The 23812-nt window shown below is 41.2% G+C and carries 18 protein-coding genes and 1 pseudogene; 6 read left to right on the top strand and 13 right to left on the bottom strand.

Going from position 1 to position 23812, the window contains the following annotated elements:
* From A3KS_RS23910 to A3KS_RS0110020, 3 genes and pseudogenes are all read left to right on the top strand, one after another.
* A pseudogene (locus tag A3KS_RS23910) lies at nt 1-246 on the top strand (IS4 family transposase); the annotation flags it as partial.
* Between the two features lie 83 nt (nt 247-329).
* The gene (locus A3KS_RS0110025; RefSeq protein ID WP_026394814.1) at nt 330-1007 is read left to right on the top strand and encodes a LiaF transmembrane domain-containing protein; all 678 of its coding nucleotides are present in this window, start codon (nt 330-332) and stop codon (nt 1005-1007) included.
* On the top strand, nt 1004-1849 hold the full coding sequence (locus A3KS_RS0110020) for a DUF4097 family beta strand repeat-containing protein (protein ID WP_026394813.1): 846 nt from the start codon (nt 1004-1006) through the stop codon (nt 1847-1849). Before A3KS_RS0110025 ends, A3KS_RS0110020 begins: the two co-directional genes overlap by 4 nt.
* Before the next feature lie 52 nt (nt 1850-1901).
* Here the strand turns inward: A3KS_RS0110020 and A3KS_RS0110015 are convergent, their stop codons facing one another.
* The gene (locus A3KS_RS0110015) at nt 1902-2537 is read right to left on the bottom strand and encodes a flavodoxin family protein (protein WP_026394812.1); all 636 of its coding nucleotides are present in this window, start codon (nt 2535-2537) and stop codon (nt 1902-1904) included.
* 182 nt (nt 2538-2719) lie between these two features.
* Between A3KS_RS0110015 and A3KS_RS0110010 the strand changes: the two genes are divergently transcribed.
* On the top strand, nt 2720-3376 hold the full coding sequence (locus A3KS_RS0110010; RefSeq protein ID WP_026394811.1) for a YczE/YyaS/YitT family protein: 657 nt from the start codon (nt 2720-2722) through the stop codon (nt 3374-3376).
* 58 nt (nt 3377-3434) lie between these two features.
* On the opposite strand, the gene A3KS_RS22585 is transcribed toward A3KS_RS0110010, so the two are convergent.
* The 7 genes from A3KS_RS22585 to A3KS_RS0109975 form a co-directional block, all read right to left on the bottom strand.
* Nucleotides 3435-5708 (bottom strand): PAS domain S-box protein, encoded by a 2274-nt coding sequence (locus tag A3KS_RS22585; RefSeq protein WP_051355798.1) that lies wholly within the window; start codon nt 5706-5708, stop codon nt 3435-3437.
* 181 nt (nt 5709-5889) lie between these two features.
* Entirely contained in the window at nt 5890-6777 is an 888-nt protein-coding gene (locus A3KS_RS20820; protein ID WP_051355797.1) for an SPFH domain-containing protein, read from the bottom strand.
* A gap of 16 nt (nt 6778-6793) precedes the next feature.
* Nucleotides 6794-7339, bottom strand: a complete 546-nt coding sequence (locus A3KS_RS0109995; RefSeq protein WP_035355909.1) for a hypothetical protein — start codon at nt 7337-7339, stop codon at nt 6794-6796.
* Between the two features lie 146 nt (nt 7340-7485).
* Nucleotides 7486-8322 carry a 4Fe-4S binding protein gene (locus A3KS_RS0109990; protein ID WP_026394809.1) on the bottom strand — a complete coding sequence of 279 codons (837 nt, stop codon included), beginning with the start codon at nt 8320-8322 and terminating at the stop codon, nt 7486-7488.
* A gap of 208 nt (nt 8323-8530) precedes the next feature.
* Nucleotides 8531-11611 carry an EAL domain-containing protein gene (locus A3KS_RS20815; protein WP_035355907.1) on the bottom strand — a complete coding sequence of 1027 codons (3081 nt, stop codon included), beginning with the start codon at nt 11609-11611 and terminating at the stop codon, nt 8531-8533.
* 127 nt (nt 11612-11738) lie between these two features.
* Nucleotides 11739-13214 (bottom strand): HD-GYP domain-containing protein, encoded by a 1476-nt coding sequence (locus A3KS_RS20810; RefSeq protein ID WP_051355796.1) that lies wholly within the window; start codon nt 13212-13214, stop codon nt 11739-11741.
* 218 nt (nt 13215-13432) lie between these two features.
* The gene (locus A3KS_RS0109975) at nt 13433-15028 is read right to left on the bottom strand and encodes an ABC-F family ATP-binding cassette domain-containing protein (RefSeq protein ID WP_026394808.1); all 1596 of its coding nucleotides are present in this window, start codon (nt 15026-15028) and stop codon (nt 13433-13435) included.
* A 571-nt stretch (nt 15029-15599) separates the two neighbouring features.
* Here A3KS_RS0109975 and A3KS_RS20805 point away from each other — a divergent pair.
* A complete protein-coding gene (locus A3KS_RS20805; RefSeq protein ID WP_051355795.1) occupies nt 15600-17321 on the top strand; it encodes a sulfatase family protein in 1722 nt (573 codons plus the stop codon).
* Nucleotides 17322-17323: 2 nt separating this feature from the next.
* A complete protein-coding gene (locus tag A3KS_RS20800) occupies nt 17324-18490 on the top strand; it encodes an anaerobic sulfatase maturase (protein ID WP_035355905.1) in 1167 nt (388 codons plus the stop codon).
* Nucleotides 18491-18619: 129 nt separating this feature from the next.
* Here the strand turns inward: A3KS_RS20800 and A3KS_RS0109955 are convergent, their stop codons facing one another.
* The 5 genes from A3KS_RS0109955 to A3KS_RS0109935 form a co-directional block, all read right to left on the bottom strand.
* The gene (locus A3KS_RS0109955) at nt 18620-19303 is read right to left on the bottom strand and encodes a CpsD/CapB family tyrosine-protein kinase (RefSeq protein WP_026394807.1); all 684 of its coding nucleotides are present in this window, start codon (nt 19301-19303) and stop codon (nt 18620-18622) included.
* Nucleotide 19304: 1 nt separating this feature from the next.
* The gene (locus tag A3KS_RS0109950; protein WP_026394806.1) at nt 19305-19997 is read right to left on the bottom strand and encodes a YveK family protein; all 693 of its coding nucleotides are present in this window, start codon (nt 19995-19997) and stop codon (nt 19305-19307) included.
* Nucleotides 19998-20038: 41 nt separating this feature from the next.
* Nucleotides 20039-20998, bottom strand: coding sequence for an LCP family protein (locus A3KS_RS22580; RefSeq protein WP_051355794.1), 960 nt, complete (start codon nt 20996-20998; stop codon nt 20039-20041).
* A 75-nt stretch (nt 20999-21073) separates the two neighbouring features.
* On the bottom strand, nt 21074-22942 hold the full coding sequence (locus tag A3KS_RS0109940; protein ID WP_026394805.1) for a polysaccharide biosynthesis protein: 1869 nt from the start codon (nt 22940-22942) through the stop codon (nt 21074-21076).
* A gap of 75 nt (nt 22943-23017) precedes the next feature.
* A complete protein-coding gene (locus A3KS_RS0109935) occupies nt 23018-23764 on the bottom strand; it encodes a tyrosine-protein phosphatase (protein ID WP_026394804.1) in 747 nt (248 codons plus the stop codon).
* Nucleotides 23765-23812 lie beyond the last annotated feature (48 nt).

Raw genomic sequence — 23812 nt, 5'->3', positions numbered from 1 at the left:
GAATGGCTTCGCCGAAGCGAAAATGATGATAAAACCTTGTGCGAATTATTCTTCAGGCTTTGTGATGACATCCAGGATATGGTACTCTCAACCGCTCTTCAAAGTTTGATGAGCTTATTTGTTGAACAATTAAATTCGGTAGGCGCTAGAAAGTCTACACTGTTAAAAAATCAACTCCAGCAATGGATTGACTCTCAGGCCTCTTTTATAAAGGCTTTGTTCGGTCAATTAAGCTGGGAAAGTTGAGTTATTTAAATAAATGCGGGAAGAATTTTCATTTTTTAAGATGCATGGTATAATAAACTAAATTGCGAAATAAGGAGAGAAAAATGAGAAATCAAGTTGGTAACTTACTTTGGGGGCTTTTATTAGTCGCTATCGGCCTTGGTTTTGCCGGAAATGTTTTTGGTCTGTGGAATTTTGAATTATTTTTCGCTGGCTGGTGGACCTTGTTCATTATTGTTCCCTGTGCCATTAGCATGGTGCAAAACGGCGTACAGCTTTGGAACACCATCGGATTAGGGATTGGGGTATTATTGTTTATTTCTGCCCAGGGCTATTTTAATGGGGAGCTGTTGGGCGACCTGATCTTCCCCATCATAATTATTGCCATTGGCTTAAGCATCATGTTCAAGGATCGACTTAGTAAAAATGCCAAGCTGATTCAAGGCATGACTAAGGATGGTCTTCCTGATTATTCAGCGATTTTTGGCGGCCAGGAAATTAACTTTCCCGGCGAACAATTTAACGGTGCCAATCTGACAGCGGTTTTTGGAAGTATTTCTCTTGATTTGCGCCAGGCCGTTATCAGTGAAGATATTTATATCTCTGCCACAGCTGTCTTTGGCGGAATTGATATGATGGTTCCCAGCAATGTCCGGGTCGAATTGTCGACCACGCCCATTTTTGGTGGGGCATCAAATAAAACCAATCGACCACTGGGTGAAAATCCGCCAACCATTTATATCAACAGCACCAATATCTTTGGGGGTACCGAAGTCAAATGAATACCAATCAGAGTTGGATTAAATACCTGGCTATTGCCTTCGGTCTGGTCCTGGCATTGGGAATCATCGCCAGTATTGTCAATGGTGGCGTCGCCATCATGAGGGGATTTGGTCTGATAGAAAACAGGGCCCAGATCAGTGAACCGAATGGAGACGCCTTTCAGCAGGATTTTACCGGTGAGCTGGAAGCTGTTTTTATTAATTTCAATGCCGGCAGTATCACACTTAAATCCGGGAATGCTTTTCGGGTTGAGGGGTCTGATCTCCCCACAAGTTTAACTGCTACCCTTGATGATGGCAAGCTTGTCATAGAAGATGTCGGGTCCACCAATATTATTCCCAATCTGATCGGTAAGGATCATGGGCCAAATCTTGTGGTTACTATTCCAAATGACACCCACTTGAAAAAATTGGAACTTGAGATTGGTGCCGGACGAGCAGAATTGTCACGAATTATCACTGATGAACTGACTGTCAAACAAGGCGCCGGTGAAATTGAGGCCGATCAGCTTCAGGCAAATTCCGGTAAACTCAACGGTGGCGCGGGCGCTGTTCATTTTTCCGATGTTCAACTCAATGATTTTGAAATCAAAGGCGGCGTTGGACTCGTTAACATTCAGGGGATCGTCACCGGTGATCTGGAAATCGACTGTGGTGTCGGTCAGACCAGTCTGGACATCGACGCCAATGTTAATGATTATTTTATTACCGCTGACCAGGGTGTCGGCCCCATCACCATCAATGGCGAGAGCATTTCTGAATTCGGAACCGGATCAAAATCTGCTCCCCATCGCATCGATATTGATGGTGGGGTCGGACCCGTCACGATGACATTTAAATAAACAATAAAAAAACACGTTAAACGTGTTTTTTTATTGTTGCAGCGATCATACTTTATCTGACAAAATGCATGTACACCTTTTTAAAGGGATGTGGCTCTGCAACAACACCTTTACCGTTTTCAATAAGACGCATCAACCAAACCATGTTAGCGGCAGTGACCTCAATGGTCTGGGCACCTTCGGTATCTTGAGACGCTTCTCCGGCAGTGCGACCATGGATAACATTCCAATAGTTACCAGTTGCCATGACCATTTCCGAATAGGTGACGTAGTGATTCAATTGATCGATGGTTGCCACCCCGCCAGACCGTCTGACTGCCACCAGGGCTCCGGCTACCTTATGGCGAAATAATCCGCCATTGGCTCCGGCCACATAGAAGGCTCGATCCATAAATGACTTCATATTTCCGCCGATCCCGGAAAAGTGGACGGGACTGGCAAATATAACACCATCCGCTTCTTTAATTTTTTGAATCCCTTCATTGACAACATCTTTGGTAAAGATACACTGCTCATTTTTGTTTTTACCACAAGCATTGCAACCAGTACATCCCTGCACTGCTTTCATGCCAACATTAAAAATTTCGAAATCAATGCTTTCCTGAGCAAAAATTTCTCCGGCAATACTCAAAGCCGTAAATGTGTTTCCTTCTCCATGAGGACTACCATTAATGCCTAATACTTTCATCTCTAACCTCCCGAAGCGCTACGCTCCATCTGTTCTATTTTGCTGCTTTTAGTATACCACATTTTAAAATAAGTTAAACATGTAATCAACAGAATCGAATATTTCAGAACCATCACGATTTGGACTTTGACCACAAATCGTTTTATGTTATACTGGGAACATTATTCTTTAAGGAGGGCATTATGACTGGCTACATTTTTAGATTTATCAAACTGAATTTCGGACTCTTTCTTTATGGATTGGGCATTATCGTGACCATGCGGGCAAATGTCGGCTATGCTCCCTGGGAGGTTCTCCACAGTGGTATCAGCCAAACTCTGGGGGTCAGCATCGGCCTGGTGAACACCGCGGTGGGTGCCCTTATTGTTGCGATGGTCTTTCTGCTGGGCGAAAAAATTGGACTGGGGACTATTTTCAACATGTTTATGATCGGTCTCTTTATGGATCTCATCCTTTTTCTAGACTTTATCCCACTTTTCAGTAATTTCTGGATTGGGACTCTGGTACTTATTCTTGGTCTCTTCATCATCTCACTGGGGACATATTTTTACATTTCCTCGGCCTTTGGGGCCGGCCCCCGTGACAGCCTGATGGTGGCAGTGACCCGAAAAACCGGACTGCCAGTCGGCCTGTGCCGGGGCATTCTGGAAGTCAGCGTTGTCCTGATTGGTTGGTTCCTAGGCGGAATGGTTGGTTTAGGCACAGTAATCTCGGCATTTGCCATTGGTTTTTGTGTGCAAATCACCTTTAAACTGTTAAAATTTGACCCGACTCAAGTCCAACACGAAACCTTCGGTGTGATGTTTCAGAACCTCCGCAATCTTAGAAAACACAATTAATAAACCCGGCCAGATTCCCAAACGGATTGGCCGGGTTTATACCATGATCGTTTTTATCTCAGCTTTCATCTTTAATCATATCAATAAAAACACTGGCAATCTCGGGATCGAACTGCGTACCGGAGCAGCGATTGATTTCTTCAATGGCTTCTTCTACTGTGAGATCATCCATATGCAGACGCATTCTGGTCATTGCATCATAGGCATCAGCGATGGCAATAATCCTGGCTTCCAACGAGATCTCTTCGCCTTTTAGTCCATTGGGATAACCGCTGCCGTCCCAACGCTCATGGTGTTCCAGGATATGATCGGCAATTTCAGCAAATTCGTTGGCGGAGCTTAAGATGCGGTATCCAATTTCAGGGTGACGACGTATTTCCAGCCAATCCTGTTCGCTCAGTTTTTCTGACTTGTCGAGAATCCCCTCGGCAATCCCAATCTTGCCAATATCATGCATTAATCCGGCGGTTTGGAGATCATGGGAATCTTTGGTATTGAGTCCGATTTTATTTCCAACCTCAGCCGACAGCCGACTGACCCGCTCCGAATGAAACATTTCCTTCTGGTATTTATCAAATAAGGTTTCAATTACCATACCGACAGTTTTATTCCGCATTCCCAGACTTTCCGTCAGTTTGCGACGATACATATAGTCTTCTGCTCTTTTAAAAATTAGCTGGATGTCTTGTTCCTTATCCACCTTCGTTTCAAAACCGAATGAAATAGAAAGTTCCACGGTTCCAACTATTTCACTTTTTGCCAATTCTTCAATGCGTGCAATGACTTCTTCCGCTTCAATTTGATTTGTTTTTGGTAGCAGCACAACAAATTCATCGCCGCCCAATCTTGCCACCACATCTTCCGCGCGGCAGGCTCTGGTAATCGTCGCAGCGGCTTTTTTTAATAATTGGTCTCCCATTACATGTCCAAAACTGTCATTTACCAGTTTAAGACCGTTGACATCGCCCATAATTAAAGACAAGGGTAAATTCTCTGGCGTATCAATCCGTCGTAGTTCTTCTTCATAGAAGCGTCGATTGTAAAGGCCGGTGAGCTGATCATGATAGCTTAAATACTCGATCTGATCCAGTTTCTGCTTTTTCTCGGTATAATCCCGAAACACCAGAACGACACCCAGCACATCGCCATTTTCTTCAATTATTGGGGCAGCGCTGTCCTCGATGGCTCGTTCACTACCATCTCTCGCAATTAGCAGGGTATGATTATCGAGTTCTCTAATTTCTTTAGTTTTAATGACTTCCGCGACAATATTTCCAGCCTTTTCCCGATTAAGATCATTGATGATATTGAATACGGTTTCAATGGGTTTTCCTAAGGCATCAATTTTTGTCCAGCCGGTTAAGTCCTCTGCTACCCGATTTATAAATAAAACATAACCATCCTTATCACAGGATATGACCCCATCGCCCACCGAAACCAGAGTTGTTTCAAGCAGCTTACTCTCTTTTGCCAATTCGGCCTCCAGTCGTCTGCTTGCGGTAATATCGATTCCCACCCCCGTAAAGTATTTTTTTCCGTCAAGGGTCATAACTACCCCGTTGGAGCGAATCAACAATTTCTTTCCGCTTTTGGTAATCAGATTGGCATCAACCTCGCCGTAACCATTTTTAAACACATCGTCCACCGCCGCCATAACCCTGGCCAGATCATCGCCCTCAAACCATTGATCCAAAGTCATCGATGCCAGTTCAGCGGCGGAATATCCGGTCATCTCTTCATGTTTTTTATTCCATTTAATCAGCCTTCCCGTATCGTCGTAGACGTATAAATATCCCGGGATACTTTCGAATAAGGCTTTAATAAAAAGCATCTCCCGTTCCAACTCTGCTTTTGCCGAAATCAGCTGATCATTAAGCTCTTTCAGTGCATAGGTGCGTTCAGCGACCCGTTTCTCCAACACTGTGTTTTCTTTTCGCAGTGCATCGCTATCCAGTTGCAAACCGCTGATATCTGTAACAATGGAGAGTAAATAATTCCGGCCATCCAAGGAAACCGGACTCGAACGCACCTCGACATCTTTGATCTCGGCATTAAAGCATCGATGTTTAAAATAAAACTGATGATGTTCTCTTTTCTTTGCCCGTTCAACTTCTTTCTTGAGCTGATCTTCGCTGAGACAATTAAAATAGGTAATCTTATATGTCATCATCTCATCGTGGGTTTTTCCGTAGAACAAGCAGGCGGAACGATTACAATCTTCAATTTTAAGCGTATCAGGATTAATCAGGAGCATAATTTCCTGATTGTATCGAAAAAGCTCTTCAAAAAATGACTCTTTGTCTTTTATCGGCCCTGCTTTTTGATCATCCAATTTACTCACCCCATTTACTTTTTTTGTACGAATTGGATTTAACCCATCACCTTTATAAATGATTATTATGTAACTATATCTACCCCCGAATACCTCTCTTTAACCATGTAGAATATTTTATCCACTGATTCCTTAAATCCTCAGAACCGGACTTCATCCCACGAATAAAAAAAGCAGCAAATCAATTTTCGCTGCTCTTTAAAGAACTCGTATTATGGTTTTCTATCGGTATCACCCCAGACATTTCCCCAATGACATTGATTAGCTGGGTATCCGAAGGGATTACAATCTTAGCATTATTTTTTAGCGCTATTTCGGTGGTTTGTAATTGTTTTAGAATTTGAGCATTGCCAATGAAATACTTTTCCGCTGCTTCGTTCACTAATTTGATTGCAAACGCCTCGCCCTCCGCTTCAAGAATTCTGGCTTGTTTTATTCCTTCAGCTTTTTTAATCTCCGCTCGTTTTACTCCATCCGCTGTGGTTTCTGCGGCAGTAGCGAAATCAATCGCAGCCACTTTTTCATTTTCGGCTTTGACCACCTTATTCATGGTTTCCTGAACATCCTGGGGCGGATCAATTTCTCTTAATTCTGCCCTGACAATATCAATCCCCCACTTATCAGTTTCTTCTTTTAGGGTCTTAAGCAAATCCGTATTTATGATGCTGCGTTCACTATTGGCAGATTTTAAGGTCATCGTACCAATAATATTTCGCAAGGTGGTCCGCGCTAGATTTACGATTTGCACCTTATAATTATTGACATTATAAACCGAGTTTTTGACACTTTCTTCGTCTGATTTAACTTTAAAATAAATCTGTGCATCGACGGTAGCATTCAGGTTATCATTGGTGATAATAACCTGTGGCTCAGCGTTAAACATCTGCTCTGTTATATTGACGACAAAAAGTCGTTGCACACCGATAATAATCCAGTGAAAACCGGGTTCTGCGTATTTTGTGTACTTCCCCATTGTTTCAATCAAGCCCCGACTCGTCGGGCGAATAATACGAATACCGGCCAGAAAAAAAGCGAATCCAAGAACTGGAATTATTAATAAATAAACCATCTCTTCTTACTCCTTTCTAATACTCTCCGAGCGGAAAATATTCCCCGCTTTCAGACATCCCAATGGGATAGCGGCAGCGATTGAGCCAACTCCGGGTAGTTAGCTCAGGCACTGGCGGGAGTTCCAGACAGTGTTCAAACCCTTCTCTGACAATCTCCACTACCTGCTGATCGATATCAGTTGCCACTGTGTCAAAAACTTCCCACCCTTTTTCTGGCAGATGAAGCAGAATAATCTGAGTTTTTCCACCCCGGGAGCAAACATCTAAAACCTTAAAATGCGAACCCGCTTCAATGACACATAAGCCCCAATGGGTATCATGCTCATAAGCCTGCATATTGGCATAGTGGTTGGACAGAATTGCCAGGCGATGGGTTGTAACCATGCCACCCCGACGCAGACTGGCATCGGTAAAACCCAACTCTTTCAAGATCATTCCCACCTTGTACTTTGATTCCAAATTACTCAGATTGCAGTCCCGGATCAACAGGGTAATTCCCGGATAGGTGAACTCAATAACTTTTTCCAATTCTTCCAGTTTCTTATACTTTTCTGTTAACATTATATGACTCCATCATTTTTAGCACGACTGGCTATTTTACGGTGATTACAGCCAGTTGCAATTATTTTAGCGTTTCCACTTACTTATTTATCGTCACCCTGATCAAGTAAATAAGAGTAAACTTTTGTCATATCTGTTCACACAAATTATTTGTTTTGGCCTGGTATACTGCTCTCACAGGGGACATTAACCTGACATTTGCCACAACCATACCGTGGTTTGAATTTCTCCGCTGTTTTATCCAGAAAAATGCCGCATAGCCGATGGTCTTTTCCTTTTTCAATGGAGATCGCCTTCACTGGGCATTGTTTAACGCAGGCTCCGCACTTCGTACAATAAGCATTGTAAATTTCATATGGGCGCTGATTCGGCTCCAACTGCAGTTCGGTTACCAGGCTGCCGAATCTTCCGGCAATTCCTTTTTCAGTGATTAACCCCTTTGACAGACCAAAGGTTCCCAATCCCGAGAGATAGGCGATATGGCGTTCCGACCAGTTGCTGGTAAAGGCCAGGGGTTCACCGCAGAGTTCTTCAATCGGTTCAGTTATGCTGAAAAACTTTTTATCTAGGGTTGGTACGATTGTAGCATAACCTGCTTTTTTTATATTCATTTCCAGCTGCAATAACAGCGAGCGCAATAATCGGTGACCTTCAACCCGACCCACCAACCATCCCCACGAAGGCCAAATTTTCTGTTCCCGGTTGCTGGCTTTCACGGCCTCGCTGTATGGCAGAAAAAAAGAGATCACGGTTTGAGCAGTGGGCAGCCATTCCCGGGGACTCCGGAAATGACAGCCGATTACCTCCGGTTCCTTCAGTATTGCAAACACCTCGTCACTGGCTTCACAAAATCCAAAAATTGGAGCATCATATATTTTTTCACCTACTAGCTCACTGGGTGCTTTGCTTTCCATCTTAATCCGGTTATCTGCTGAGTTTTCAATAAAGTCCTCAGCAATTTGTATAACTTCTTTTTTGTCCATTTTCAGCCTCTCGATCAGATTCATCTAATTTGTTTAATTATAAACCAATCTCCTGGCTTTGTAAATTTTTAAGTTGCTAACCATCAAAATAATTGTTGAAAAATCAACAAAATAGACTTTATTTCGTAAATTCTATCATTTGCAAGGTTTGGCCACTCTCAATTTATAAAGTGGAGTTTAGTCAGAGCCAGAGATGCATCAGCTTAACTCAGCCCTGTTGTTTCAAAATTTCCTCAATTGCCGCCGCATCAAGCGGTTTGTAGTAATAGTAGCCCTGGATCAGATCACAGTGGGACGTTTTTAAGAAGGAAACCTGATTTTCATCCTCGACCCCCTCTGCCACCACAGATAAGCCTAAGCTTTTTCCCAGCTGGATAATGGCCTTGGCGATAGCCTGATCCTTATGATTATGACCGGCACCATCGACGAACTGTTTGTCCATTTTCAGCCGATCCAGCGGTAGCATTTTTAGACGTCCCAACGAAGAATACTCCGTTCCAAAATCGTCGATGGCGATGGAAACCCCGATTTCTTTGAGACCTTTCAATTTGCAGATAATTTCGTTCAGTTCTAAAATAGCAGTACTCTCTGTTATTTCCACTTCCAGATACTCGGGTTTAAGACCAGTTCTTTGCAGAATCCCCTCAACCTGACTGATCAGGTTGGGATTTTTAAACTGACTGGCTGAAATATTAACCGCCATCAGGATCGGTTCCATTCCCATATCCTGCCAGGCCTTGTTTTGCCGACAGGCTGTTTCAAGTACCCATTCTCCAATCGGATTAATCAAACTTGTCTTTTCGGCCAGAGGTATTATCACCGCCGGAGAAATCAGTCCCAACTCCGGATGCTGCCAACGTAAAAGCGACTCAACCCCGGTAACCTTTCCGGTATTCAGACATACCTGTGGTTGGTAGTTGATAAATAATTCGCCTTTCTCCAGGGCCCGATAGAGATAATTTGTAAGCTGATTCTGACGATTCACTTCCCCTTTCATATCTGTAGAGCAAAATAGATATTGGTTCCGGCCTTTTTCTTTGGCTTTGTATTTGGCAATATCGGCATTCTTAATCAGTGTTTCCGGATCTTTTCCATCGATGGGATACAGCGCAATCCCAGCGCTGGCAGTCATAAAAAATTCCTGCCCCTTCAGCATAAAGGGTTCATTGAAGAGATTCATCAGCTTTTCAGCGACTACCGCCATTTCGTCTTTGTTTTTTATGTGACTGATCATGATTAGGAATTCATCTCCACTGAAACGGGAAACCAGATCCGTTTTGGCAACCACTCGCTTGATCTTTTCCCCGACTAGATAGAGCAGTTCATCGCCCATATCGTGGCCGACCGTATTATTAACCGTTTTAAATGAATTCAGATCCAGAAAAATAATTCCTAGATGAGCATCGTCGCTGAACTCCTGTTTAACGATGCTGAAATAAAGGTAATTCGTAAATAGATTTCGATTTGGCAGCTTGGTGATCTCGTCATAATGAGCCATAAAATTCAGTTCTTTTTCCGAGTCGATCCGGGAAAGCGTATCCCCGAGAATATTGGCAATAATTTTGACAAAATTAAGGTGATCATCCTGCCATTCTAAAACCTTTGTTTCGACATCCAACCCCCAGAAACCAATAATTTTTTCTTTGCTGGCAATCGGCGCAATGATCTGTGATTTAATCAACTTAACGTCCATATTGAATAGCTCCGCATTGACAAATTCCGGAAGCTTGCCAATATCAGAAGCGACGAATAATTCATGGTCAAGAATTTTTGCCATCCGCCAATGATTGGGATTAATGGGAAGATTTTGGATTCTCGCTTTACCCGATTCAATACCAGGACGACAATAATCCTGAAGACACGAAAAAGTTTCATGTTCCGGATCAAATAAACAGATATAAGTCCGATCGACCGAAAAAAAATCACAACTTGTTTTTAATAAATAATCGATATTCTCGGTAAAGTTCTGCTGATTGATGCCGACGCAATCTGATGAAATTTGAGTGATCAGTTCCTGAAGTTCCATTTTTTCGGCCGTTTCATCAAGTCTCAACAAAAATAATTTATTGATATAATAGCATAACCAGATCCCGATACAAAACAAACCAATTCTTGCCGAATAGTCAACCCCGCTGACCTTTACGTATGTCAGCGGCATCATTACCCAGACAGTAATATGCGTCAAAATAATGGAAACCGCCATAATTCCCAACAAAATTTTCTCTTTAAATACTAAAAAAGCGATAATCAGGATAAATGGAAAAGCCCAAATGGTAACGGCTCCAAATTCCACAAACTGCAGGGTAATAATTGGAATCAGAACTGCCAGTAGCGAAACACAGAGATAATCCTTTTGATGATCAGAAAGTTTAAGCTTTTGGACAATCTGAATCATTAAACCAAAACAAATCAATATCCCACTCAAAACCAGGACTTCACTCAGGCTTGACTCTTTGCTGAGTAGATACTGGGTAACAAAATTCAGTACCCCGCCAAAAATCATTGCTATCGAGATATAACTATAAACTTTCTTTGTTGAGATAATATTTAAGGTCCGGCTTTCCTGTTTTTCCGGTTTGATAGTAATCACCCCAAAGTAGTTTTTTGTATAAAACATACTGAAAACCGGTAACAGAAGAAAAATTGGCGCCATCTGAGGAATGGCAATTCCCAAGTAAGCATTACTGATGGTATCAGTAAGCGTCCCCAGTAGAAAGGCTAAAAAATAGGAACCGATAATAATGTGTGATTGTTTTTTTATTTTAGCTTCTTTATGGCTAAGGCCCCATCGCCAGACTATCACCATACTGGCCAGCGAGAAACCAATGTAATAGATACTATAAAACATGTCCCAGACTGTGTTTTGGGCCTGATTGATCCAGCCCCAGTCAGTCAATACCAATGTGTAAAGAGTCGGCGCCAGGTTATTTGAAATTGCAAAAACAAATATGACGATTGCCGCCGGCAAGTAAATCAGCAGGTAAATCCACCAGTGTTTGAGAGCGCCTTTTTTTTCTGTCAACAATAAGGAAAAATGCAAGAGCACTGCAAAAAACGATCCCCAGCCGAGGGCTGAAAAACGCCGCCAGAATAAACACGTTTCATAATCAACCGCTGAAATTGCGATGGTAAAGCCAAAAGTCCATAAGCTCAGGGAGACAAGTGCAGCCAAAAAAACCTGATTGATCGGTTCTTTGGGCGACTTTAAAAAAACATATAGTCCTGATAATATATAAAAGATGAAAAAGATAAAAAAGACGATTGAAAATAAAAACACCATGTTTTCCATGAGTCACCTCTATCGAACTAGTCTAAGGATTTTGCCATACTATCATTTTATTTTAAATACAACTTGGAGTCATCGTTCATTGTTACACAGCAGGTAACAAACCACCAGTCATAACGCAAAGACGGTTTTATTGCGGCCAGGGACTTTTTAATACCCGCTCAACGAAAACCTTTGCATATTCGGGGTCAAACTGTTTGCCGGCGCAAGCTTGAAGTTCAGAAATCGCCTCCAATTTAGATAATTCTCGATTGTAAGAGCGTTTATTGGTCATCGCATCATAAGCCTCTGACAATGCCAGAATCCGCGACACTTCGGGAATTTCTGCTGCTTTCAGACCCTTAGGGTAACCCTTCCCATCCCAGCGTTCATGGTGCGCCAAAATGTAATCGGCAATTTCTAAATAATCGTTCACCGAAGCTAAAATACGATGTCCCAGCTCTGAGTGTTTTTCCATTTCCAACCGTTCGAAAACGTCAATTTGCCCTTGCTTATTTAGAATCTCGTCGTTGATGCCAATTTTTCCAATATCATGCAGCAACCCTGCCAATCCAACTTGAACCACGGCTTCTGGTGGAAATCCTAACTCGCCAGCCAGTGATTTGCTGAGGATACTGACACGCCTGGCATGAAGCTTTTCTGAATGATACTTTTCGAAAAGCGAGGCCAGAATCAGATCCACCGACTGACTGCGCATCTTTGAATTATTTGTGGCTTTATGTCGGTACATCCGTTCTTCAGCCTCGCGATAAATATCTTCCATATTTTGAGTTGTATGGGTTTTTACCGAAAAACCCAATGCATAGGAAAGAATCAGATGATTGACCTCCAGTTTGGAATTCAGGCTATTGAGCCGATCGATCAGAGCTTTTGCCTTTTTTCCATCCGTTTTTGCCAATAAGATCAAAAATTCATCTCCTCCGACCCGGGCAATGCAGGCATCTGCAGGACATTCCGCTTTCAAAATTGCGGAAAATTTTAACAATAAAGCATCACCAGCTTCGTGTCCAAACCCATCATTGGCCAGCTTTAAACCATTAACATCAGCCATGATCAGAGTTATTGGATAATTGGCCTCGCGATCCAATTTCTTTTGTTCTTTATCATAAAGCCTTCGATTACCCAGACCGGTAAGGGCATCCCGGTAACTTAACACCCGCAGTTCTTCTTCTTTTTTCTGCCTGGTTTCGGCGTTTTTGCTGTAATGTTTCAATTCCGTTTCTAACTGATTTATCTTAGTTACCTCGTTTGAAACATCAGTCAGAAATATGGTCCGATAATTTTTTTCTACCCCGACCATATTAATTCGAAGCCAACGTTTAAATGATTTAAAAAAAACCGTCTTTTCACTACCTGGTTCATGATCACCGGGGTTGGCAAATTCTTCCCGCCATTGCAGAAAGCTTTCTTGATCGTCAGAAAAAAACTGCGAAGCTCTTAATCCAACAATTTGAGTTGCCGGTCTCCGTAATAAGGTTTCAACCACTTTATTCACCATTAAAAATTCAAAATCCTCCGGGATGCCATGTTCATTAACTATTATTCTCTGGTATATTAAGCCGATTGGTGAATAATCCAGGTTTTGTTTATAAAAATGATCCTTCATTTGTCAGTTTACTCCCGTGCAAGTTACTTTTTTTGGGGCCTCTTTTTCGTTACTATCTGAATCTACTTTACATTAATGAATTACAAATTATCACGAATTATATCATTTTTTTGAATAGTTGTCAGAAAAAAATGAATTTATGAATGAATTCAACAAAAAAGCGCACCTCCAAACGCCAGATTTCCGGTCTGTCATTTGAGGTGCACTTGATAAAAGCACTATACCTGCTTTTTCTTATATTCGATGAATTCATCATAGGTCGATAACCGGTCGATGATACCTTCTTCTCTGATCTCAATAATTCGATTAGCCACGGTTTGCATGAACTGATGGTCATGACTGGCAAATAATAAGATGCCTTTGAAATCAATCAGTCCATTATTGACGGCGGTGATGGATTCCAAGTCAAGGTGATTGGTTGGTTGATCAAGGACCAGCACGTTTGAGCCAAACATCATGATTTTGGACAGCATACAACGAACCTTTTCGCCCCCGGAGAGTACCTGAACTTCTTTGTAAATATCATCGCCAGAAAAAAGCATTCGTCCCAGAAAACCACGGATGTAGGTCTCGGTGATTTCTTCGGTATATTGCTGTAGCCATTGGCAGATGTTCAGGGTACAACCATTAAAATAATCGCTGTTATCTTTAGGGAAATAAGATTGGGTGGTACTAACGCCCCATTTGAAGCTGCCTTCATCTGGCTCTATTTCTTCCATTAGAATTTTGAACAAGGTTGTCATAGCAATTTCATTGTCGGCTACAAAGGCAATCTTATCATCCTTGTTAACCCGGAAACTGACATTGTTAAGTACTTTGACGCCATCGATGGTTTTTGATAAATGCTCGACAGTCAAAATTTCTTTGCCTGGTTCACGATCGATCTGGAATCCAACCCAGGGATATTTTCGGGATGACGAAGGCATATCTTCGATATTTAGCTTATCCAGCATTTTCTTACGGGAGGTTGCCTGTTTAGATTTGGATTTATTGGCCGAGAATCGAGCAATAAAGTTCTGCAGTTCCTTGGCCTTATCTTCATTTTTCTTATTCTGGTCTTTTAATAAGCGTTGAATCAATTGGCTGGATTCATACCAGAAATCATAGTTACCGACATAAACCTTGATCTTGCCAAAATCAATATCGACGATATGGGTACAGACATTGTTTAAGAAGTAACGGTCATGGGATACCACAATAACGGTTCCTTCATAGTCCATTAAAAATTCTTCCAGCCATTCAACTGCCTGAATGTCCAAATGGTTGGTGGGCTCATCCAGTAGGATGATTTCTGGCTTGCCAAATAAAGCCTGGGCCAATAAAACCTTAACCTTTTCATTCCCGGTCAGACTATCCATGTTGGCATCCAGAATATCAACCTTAAGACCAAGACCCTGGATAATTCGAGATGCATCGGATTCAGCTTCCCAGCCGCCCATTTCAGCAAATTCGCCTTCCAGTTCCCCAGCCCGGATGCCATCCTCATCGGAAAAATCTTCCTTCATATATAAGGCGTCTTTTTCTTTCATAACTGAATAGAGGTGCTGATTTCCCATCATAATGGTGTCAAGCACCGAAAACTCATCAAAAGCGTAATGATCCTGTTTTAAAACCGACATCCGCATGTTTTCGGGAATAAAGACATTACCCGTTGATGGTTCAAGCTCTCCTGATAAAATTTTTAAAAAAGTGGTCTTTCCGGCACCATTGGCCCCGATGACCCCATAGCAATTCCCCGGGGTAAATTTTATATTTACGTTGGTAAAAAGATTTGTTCCGCTAAAATTCAAACTTAGTTCTGATACAGTTATCATTAATCGATAATCCTCCATTGGTTTAGTAGTCGGCAATCCCAATTAAGCAAGTTCAGCACAATTTTCAAACTGCCTGGTTCTTATATTTTCTGGCCATGCATATCGCATTTCCGTTGATGCGATCTCGTCATTGACATACACGCCAGCTTTTCATAATTTTGTTGCCATTCCGTAAAGAAGAGGCCTTCATCAGAACACTGATAAAGAGCCTCTATCATAAGCCGTTTTATTATATCCTTTTTGTCATCTATTTTCCAGTCTTTTCGCAAATTATTATGGTATTAATGTGATCAATTTCAATCACCATTAAGCTGCTTTCCAGTAATAATTCTGGTTAATGGCTAAAACAAACCAATCTCACGGTTGAGACCAGCAAATCCGTTAATATATCGATTATTAAAAAATTCTGTATCTGTCATCATTATTTAATGAATATCTAAGATTTGTCAGGGTATATTTTTAACAGTAAATAAATTATCTTTAAACTTCATAAGTAACTCATGGCTTTACTTAATGCTACCGACTAATTGGTCATGATTCGATTTCATATTATAATTCAGGAGGTCTTCACATGAATATAAAAAAGGCGGCTCTGAGCATCACCCTGGCCACCTCTTTGCTGGGCGTGTCAAGCTGTAGTCAAAGCACTGACAGCCAGACCATCAAACATAAAATGGCAGATGCTGAAGCTCAACAGAACAACGATGGCAATTATAACATTGTCTTTGTGACGGTGGACCAGGAGCACTATTTTGATGAATTCCCGGCCGGCACGAATTTCAAGGCCAGAGAGCTACTGGAAAAAATGGGAACCACCTTTGAGAAACACTATACCTGCGCCAATGTATCCACCTCATCCCGGTCAGTAATCTACACCGGCACCCACATCACCGATACGCTTATGATTGATAATACCGAATCACCCTGGCAGGAACCGATCTCTGAAAATCTGACCACTGTCGGTGACAGGATGATCTCAGCCGGATACTATTCTGCTTTCAAAGGCAAGTGGCACATGGGCGATACCAGCGTTTTTGATGATAACAGTCAACCGGCGATGCAGGAGCAGAATGGACTGCTAGGCTATGGCTTTTCTGACTGGAATGCACAGGGCGACATTGTCGGTCAGCTTCAGCAGGGCTATATGCAGGATAGCAATATTGCTGGTGATACGGTCAGTTGGTTACGTTCAAAAGGATCGGCTACCAATGCTGCAGGGCAGTCTTTTTTTCTAGCTATCAATCTCGTCAACCCTCATGATATTATGTATTATGATACCGATACTGACGGTTCCACTGTTCAGAATACAGGACAGACAACCTTTGCAATTGAAGGTGCCCCAGCCAATATGGTCTATGAAACCAGCTACCCTCAAGCGGCAATTCCTGCCACCTGGGATCAGCCGCTTGATGACGATGGACGAGTCCCTGCTGAACTTGAGTATTTTAATTTATGGAACCGCCGGGTTGGTGAGATTCCATCCGTAGCAAGCCGTTGGGAAAATTTTCGCGACTATTATTATAATTGCATTCAAGATAATGATGACCAGCTCTATAACATTCTTTCTGAACTAACCAATCTAAAGATGCTGGATAATACTATCATCGTCTTTACCAGCGACCATGGTGACATGCAGGGTGCCAATGGACTCCGGGGCAAAGGTGGCTTTATGTACGAAAACAATATTCACGTCCCCATGATTATCGTGCATCCCGAATACGAAGGCGGCAATTCCATTACTGCGGTAACCAGCCACATAGACCTGGCAACCACCTTTATTGACATGACGAATCTGCCTGATGCAAAAAAAGCTGAGATTTCTGCGGGGCTCCCGGGTAACAGTCTGATGGATCTGATCGATGGCAGCCAAACCGAAATCAGATCCGGATCATTATTTGCCTATGAAATGATCTCAATGATCGACAGTGACATGATGCAAACCACCGACCCATCAACTGGTGTCACCAGCTATGCTATCGATTATTCCAAACGTGGCTTTGTCCGCGGGATTACAACCGAAAAATATAAATTTGCCCGGTACTTTTCGCCATTGAATTTCAATATGCCTACAACTATTGAAGAATTATATGCTAACAATGATGTTCAACTGTTCGATCTGGAAAAAGATCCTGAAGAATTAGTCAACCTGGCTACTGATAAGGAAACCAACGCAGCCTTGATCATAGAGCTAAACAGTCAGCTTAATGCCCTCATTACCAAGGAAATTGGTGTTGATGACGGCAGCGAAGCCGCCGCTGTTATCAACCAGATTAACAAACCCCCGAACGAATGATGATGGAAACTATTTATCCACAGGATTCCCGGACTTATGCCATTATGGCTAAAGCAATTGGAGCAGCCTGTAATCTTCACTGCCGTTATTGTTATTACCTCGAAAAACAAGCTCTGATCGTTCACCAGGCTAAACTAATGCCAGATACAGTACTTGAAGCCTATATCCGGCAAAATCTGGCCGTTCACGGTCAAAACGCCGTTGTTGAGTTTGCTTGGCACGGCGGCGAACCAACCATAGCCCCCCGAGATTTTTACAAACGGGCATTGACTTATCAGCGCCGATATGGTTCCGGTCGAAAAATCCGCAATACCCTTCAAACCAATGCTACCCTACTGGATGATGCCTGGTGTGAGTTCTTTGCCGCTCACAATTTTCTGCTTGGTATAAGTATTGACGGCAATGCTGGTCTTCATGATATATATCGTCAGGATCGTCACGGCGGAACTTTTGCCCAAACCATGAATGGCATAAAACTGCTACAGAAACATGGTGTATCTTACAATACACTTACGGCTGTCAATGCCATTAATTCACAACATCCCGAGGGTGTTTATCTATTTCTCAGAGAACTCACTGATTATATGCAGTTTTTGCCGGTGGTAGAATGTTTGCCCGCCAGCTATGAAGCAGCCTCAGGCCAGCATTTTGCCATGCCTGCAGGCCTCCATTCCCCAGCCATGAAGCATCCACTCGCAGATTTTTCCGTTACTGCCGATGACTATGGCTCCTTTCTGTGCACTGTTTTTGATTTGTGGAAACATCATGATCTTGGTAAAAAGCATGTCCAGATTATTGAATCGACGCTTGCCAATCTAAATAATCACCCTGCCGGGGTCTGCGTCCATGAAGCCCTATGCGGTCATGCAGGGGTGCTTGAAATCAATGGCGATCTTTTTAGCTGTGATCGTTATGTCTTTGAAGCCTATAAGCTTGGAAATATTCTTGAAACCCCGCTGGCAGAATTAATGGAAAAAAACCGTCAATTTGGCATGCACAAAACCATGGGATTACCTGACGAATGTCTGGATTGCAATCATCTCCGGCTTTGTTTTGGCGGCTGTCCCAAAGATCGGTTGCTTTTATCAAAAGACGGGCAAAATGGTAAAAACTACTTGTGTGAAGGTTACCGACAGTTTTTTGATCATGTTAAAAAAGCCCTCCGCTAATCAAATAGTTATTTTGCAAACTCGATTGTTATAACGCTTCTTATTAAATGAGAAGGCGTCATCAGACGCCTCCTTATTTATGCCAACTTTTGAATAGATTTTCTTAATCATTGTTTTTAAATTTAGCAATTACTTTCCTTTTTCAGCATTATAGCGGTAGTAATTCGCATTTTTCTTAAATTTCACTTTTGTCAGGATAACGCCAATGACAGATGCCCCAACCTTATCCAGATTTTTTTTGGCTTCAATAATCGTAGCTTTTTTTGTTTCATGGGCGGCGATAACCAGCAGGACCCCGTCAACAACTTTCGAAATAATACTTGCATCAGCAAAACTTAACACTGGTGGGGTATCAATAAGAATCACATCGTATTCTTCTCGACATTGCTTAATGAACGTTTCAAATGCTTCAGAATTTAACAGCTCGGTTGGTGAAACATGTTTATTACCGGCGGTTAGAATTTCTAATTTTTCAAGATTTTCTATTTTATTTACAAGTGAGTCCAATGGCAATTCATCCACTAACATATTGGATAAACCATTTTTTCTTTTATTAATATTAAAAATGGTACTTATATGTGGCAACCTTAAATCGGCATCAATAAGCAGCACTCGCTTATCAGCCTGAGCAAATGTTACCGCTAAGTTTGAAATGGTGGTACTTTTCCCTTCTTCTTTCCCGGCACTGGTTACCAGCATAACCTGGTAGCGATTATTTAAATTTTTAAAATTTAAATTGGTTCGCAATAACTTATAACTTTCAGTTATGAACGATGTGGGGTCGCTTAGTGTGATTAAATTTAATGAATCCATATTATCGAGCCTCCCCTTTAAATTCTGGAATATCGCCTAAAACTGCTACACCAATCAAATTTTCTATATCTTCATCATTTCTGATCGTATCATTAATCAGAAACATCAGAATAATTACAAATAATGATATGAAAAATCCTAATAAACCGCCGATAACGGCGTTAAGAAGGACATTAGGCGAAATAGGTGCCTGCGGTACCAGTGCCTGGTCCAAAATTCGAATATTCTCAACGCCAACAATTTGCAAAACGGCCACAGTCAATTGTTTCGCCAGTTCATCAGCAATCTGTTTCGCGATCTGGGGATCAGAGTGTCTAAATCCAACTGTGAAAAGACGGGAATCTAAAACACTCTCAATAATAACATTATCTTTAAATTCATCATAAGAAATATTCAGGCCCAGGTTTTTGATCACCTCATTTATAACCAATCGGGTTGATGCAATTTGCTTATAATCAACGAGAAGCTGACTATTTGCATTTAACTGACCTAATGATACATCGATAGATCCTAAACTTCCGCCTTCCTGTCCAATGTACAAAACCGTATTCGCTTCATACACGGGAGTCACATATTTTACCGTGTAAATATAAGCCGTCCCGAAACCAATAACTGTCAGCAACAGGATAAGCCACCATTTTTTAATAATGATCTCTAAAAGTTCTTTGAAATTAACCTCTTTTGTTGTTTCCATTCTGATCTCCTTTCTATAAAACCCAGCTAATTCTGTAGTTCTTAGTTCCAGTTTTCCTGATTGATATTTTCATTAACAGTAAACAGATTTTTAATTGCATCCAAATCTTCCTGATTATATAGCTCATACCATAAACCATCGATAATTTCGGAATATGTTTTTAACCGATAATTTTCAAAACTAAGATTTGTGTCCCCTCCGCTCATATTAAGATACTCTTTAAGCTTCGAGACATTGACATCGGTCTCAATGCCATTATTGTAATAGGTTTCGATCAATTGCAGCTTCTTTTTCAAACTCATCGTTGAGAGACTCTTCATTAAGGACTTAACCACTTCCTGCTGTCTGGCGATCCGACCATAGTCACCATCGCTGTCACTGCGGAATCTAACATAAAAGAGGGCATTTTTTCCATTTAAAATCTGTTCACCCTGACTGATAACTAATTGATTCTCGTTTTTATAGAAATCCTTTTGTGCGATAACATTGACCCCCCCAGCATCATTTATAATGCTGGCAAATGTATCAAAGTCCAATTTTACAGAAAAGTCAAGTTTGATACCCAACAATTCCTCAATGGTCTGATCGATCAATTCTCTGCCACCATAAGCGTAGGCATGATTGATTTTATCTAATCCATACCCAGGAATATTAACCCTCAAATCTCTTGGTAGCGAAGCCATCACCATTTTCTCCTGCGTTGGATCATACATCACGACCATGATTATATCGCTTCGCCCAGTTTCATCAGATCGTTCATCCGTTCCATAAATTGCAAAAATAACCGTTTTTCTTGTGTCTGTCAGTTCAAGTAAATCTTCATTGTTCTGATTCAAAACATCCTCAATCGATCCTCCATCTGTTTCAGTTTCTGGATCTGTGTTCTGGTTGTTACCCGAAAACAATGATCCGTTGTTTGTACTTATAAATATGAACAGACTGGCCACAACCACCAGAATTAAAAAACTTAAGAGAATTATAATCAATTTTCGATTCTTCATGGCTTTTGATTCCTTTCTCAGTTTAACTTGCCTGAACCTCAATAGCTTAAAACAACTCATAAAATAAATACTAGTCTATTTTAGGAAATTACCATTATTATTCACTTCATCACTGTTTTTGTAGGTGGGCACAATATTTTTTACCATGCTGATCAGGGCTTTTTTATTAGATGATTTTAGAAAGGGTCGCAACTCTTCTAGCGATTTTTTAAGTAATGTATAGTCAATATCACCAGGTTTACCGACTCTAATTTTTTCGAAACAGGTTTCGGTTAACCCCTCTTCATCCATCAGGAGTTCTTCATATAGCTTCTCACCTGGTCTCAATCCAATGATTTCAATTTCGATGTCTTCGTTCAGCTTTAATCCCGAGAGTTTAATCAGATCGACTGCCAGATCAAATATTTTTACTGGTTGTCCCATATCAAGCACAAATATTTCTCCGCCTTTGGCGATGGCACCCGATTGGATTACTAGTTGTGCCGCTTCCGGGATGGTCATAAAGTACCGGATAATCTCTTTATGTGTGACCGTAACCGGACCACCTTCCTTAATTTGTTTCTTAAAAAGAGGGACCACTGAACCATTACTGCCGAGCACATTACCAAAGCGAACCGCGGTAAACTTTGTTTTGCTTTGCCGTGCCAGTCCTTGAATAATCATTTCACAGATACGCTTACTGGCACCCATTATGTTAGTGGGGTTAACGGCTTTGTCGGTCGAAACCATGACAAAGCGATCCACTCCAAACTCATGGGCCGCTTCCGCAACATTTTTTGTTCCAAAAACATTGTTTTTAATTGCTTCCCAAGGTGAACGCTCCATTAAGGGCACATGTTTATGGGCTGCCGCGTGGAAGATAACATCCGGATGGTAGGCCTCAATAATCGAAAAAACATCATCCCGATCTCTTACTGACGCAATAATCACATCCAGATTAAGCTTATTTTCATAGTCATTAATTAGCTCATTTTGTATTTCATAGGCATTATTCTCATAATTATCCAGAATAATCAATTTCCCTGGATTAAATCTGGCAATTTGTCTGCATAATTCAGAACCAATCGAACCGCCACCGCCGGTCACCATAATTATTTTGCCTTCAAGATAACTGACAACTTCTCTGATATTAAGATTTACCGTTTCTCTGCCAAGTAAATCTTCAATCTCAACATCCCGAATTTTACTTAGCGAGACCTGGCCATCGATCATTTCCCGAATCCCCGGGACAATGCGAACCTTGGCAGCCGTACGCTTACATTCACTGATTATCATTCTGAGTGTCGTTGGATCCGCTGTCGGTGTTGCAATAATGATTTCATTGATATTAAATTTATGGACAATACTACCAATATCATAGTTATTCCCCAAAACTTTAACTCCAGCAATTGTCTTATTTAATTTTTTTGCGTCTTCATCGATAAAACCGACAACTTGTCCATAGCTTAATGCGTGATTCTTAATTTCTGTTGCAATCAAAGTCGCGGTAGCGCCACTACCAATAATGAGAATTTTCTTCTCAATATCCTGCTTCATAAATATTTTTCTATTTTTTAAACTTCGTAATAATCGATAACTAAAACGACCACTGCTGACAAATGCGATTTCAAAAAGCATACTTGTCAGATAAATACCGAAATATAGTCTTTCTCCCATGTAGATAAGATAAATTGTACCAAACACGTTTGCTACAATTACCGCCAGCAGAATTTTAACCAACTCTTCCACCGATGCATAGGACCATAGGCTATTATATAAATCAAAAAATCGATAGATTAGCAGCTTTCCAGCTGTTAAGACAAAAACACTGCTTAGATATATACTAATTATTTCTGAAGGGATATCTCCCTCAAAATGTAAAAATAATGTTAACAGGAATGCAGCATTTACTGCCAATACGTCTGCTGCAATTAGAAATAATTGTCTGCTTAATTTTGTTTCCATAGACTACCTCACTTTTTGACAGAGTAATTTTGACGATTTTTGCTAAGTCACCTAAACTAATTCCGAGAATTTAAACTATTGACGCCGAAATCCAAACTTTTTCTTTTTTAGCACTGGCACCATCAATTCTCTGTCCCTGATCATCATCCCGGGATTTTCATCGAAAAGCATTTGTCCGCATTCTTCTCCAAATGTTTTTACAACAATCTCATACGCCTGTTTCATCACTGGCGGTCGTTTAACTAAATCATGTCCATCCGATGCTATAATATAAATTAAACCGCTTTCAATCCATTTTAGGGCTCTTTTCCTAGTTTTATTATCCGTAATATATTGCGATGTGATTTGGGAATAAATTCCCCCTTCGTTTAATGCTGCCAGCTTTTCTGGCCGTCTCGCGAAAACCTCATATCGTTCAACATGGGCCAGAACAACCTTATAGCCACTTTCCTGTAGTTCAAAAAGCATTGATTCGTGGAAAGGGTAGTAATGATATAATGGTAATTCCACAAGCAAGAACCGGCTGTTTGCCATAGTATGCGCTTGTCCCTGCTTGATGCCCGCCATGGTTTCTTCACTTAGGTAAATTTCATTACCCAAATGTATTTTAAAGTCAATGTTCTCACGCTCTATATAATTAGCCAGCAATTGATACTGCTTATCCACATTTTGATTATGATAGGCAGGTAAATTAAAATGGGGTGTTAAGATCATTTCATTTACGCCTTCATTCATTGCCAGCTGCATCATCTGAACCGCTGTTTCCAGATCTTTAGCCCCATCGTCAACGCCAGGCACCATATGTATATGTGTATCAATCATAATTGCACTCTTTGAGTATTCCTTTCCCAGAATAGTATGTTAAGCTAT

It is taken from the genome of Acetobacterium malicum subsp. dehalogenans DSM 11527 (genome assembly GCF_000472665.1).
Classification (GTDB): domain Bacteria; phylum Bacillota; class Clostridia; order Eubacteriales; family Eubacteriaceae; genus Acetobacterium; species Acetobacterium malicum.
This window is presented reverse-complemented; position numbering and strand designations above follow the sequence as displayed.

Excerpts from the sequence above, each read along its gene's own strand:
- A3KS_RS0110025 (WP_026394814.1), top strand. The coding sequence starts at position 330 with ATGAGAAATCAAGTTGGTAACTTACTTTGGGGGCTTTTATTAGTCGCT.
- A3KS_RS0110020 (WP_026394813.1), top strand. The coding sequence starts at position 1,004 with ATGAATACCAATCAGAGTTGGATTAAATACCTGGCTATTGCCTTCGGT.
- A3KS_RS0110015 (WP_026394812.1), bottom strand. The coding sequence starts at position 2,537 with ATGAAAGTATTAGGCATTAATGGTAGTCCTCATGGAGAAGGAAACACA.
- A3KS_RS0110010 (WP_026394811.1), top strand. The coding sequence starts at position 2,720 with ATGACTGGCTACATTTTTAGATTTATCAAACTGAATTTCGGACTCTTT.
- A3KS_RS20820 (WP_051355797.1), bottom strand. The coding sequence starts at position 6,777 with ATGGTTTATTTATTAATAATTCCAGTTCTTGGATTCGCTTTTTTTCTG.
- A3KS_RS0109995 (WP_035355909.1), bottom strand. The coding sequence starts at position 7,339 with ATGTTAACAGAAAAGTATAAGAAACTGGAAGAATTGGAAAAAGTTATT.
- A3KS_RS0109990 (WP_026394809.1), bottom strand. The coding sequence starts at position 8,322 with ATGGACAAAAAAGAAGTTATACAAATTGCTGAGGACTTTATTGAAAAC.
- A3KS_RS20815 (WP_035355907.1), bottom strand. The coding sequence starts at position 11,611 with ATGGAAAACATGGTGTTTTTATTTTCAATCGTCTTTTTTATCTTTTTC.
- A3KS_RS20810 (WP_051355796.1), bottom strand. The coding sequence starts at position 13,214 with ATGAAGGATCATTTTTATAAACAAAACCTGGATTATTCACCAATCGGC.
- A3KS_RS0109975 (WP_026394808.1), bottom strand. The coding sequence starts at position 15,028 with ATGATAACTGTATCAGAACTAAGTTTGAATTTTAGCGGAACAAATCTT.
- A3KS_RS20805 (WP_051355795.1), top strand. The coding sequence starts at position 15,600 with ATGAATATAAAAAAGGCGGCTCTGAGCATCACCCTGGCCACCTCTTTG.
- A3KS_RS20800 (WP_035355905.1), top strand. The coding sequence starts at position 17,324 with ATGGAAACTATTTATCCACAGGATTCCCGGACTTATGCCATTATGGCT.
- A3KS_RS0109955 (WP_026394807.1), bottom strand. The coding sequence starts at position 19,303 with ATGGATTCATTAAATTTAATCACACTAAGCGACCCCACATCGTTCATA.
- A3KS_RS0109950 (WP_026394806.1), bottom strand. The coding sequence starts at position 19,997 with ATGGAAACAACAAAAGAGGTTAATTTCAAAGAACTTTTAGAGATCATT.
- A3KS_RS22580 (WP_051355794.1), bottom strand. The coding sequence starts at position 20,998 with ATGAAGAATCGAAAATTGATTATAATTCTCTTAAGTTTTTTAATTCTG.
- A3KS_RS0109940 (WP_026394805.1), bottom strand. The coding sequence starts at position 22,942 with ATGGAAACAAAATTAAGCAGACAATTATTTCTAATTGCAGCAGACGTA.
- A3KS_RS0109935 (WP_026394804.1), bottom strand. The coding sequence starts at position 23,764 with ATGATTGATACACATATACATATGGTGCCTGGCGTTGACGATGGGGCT.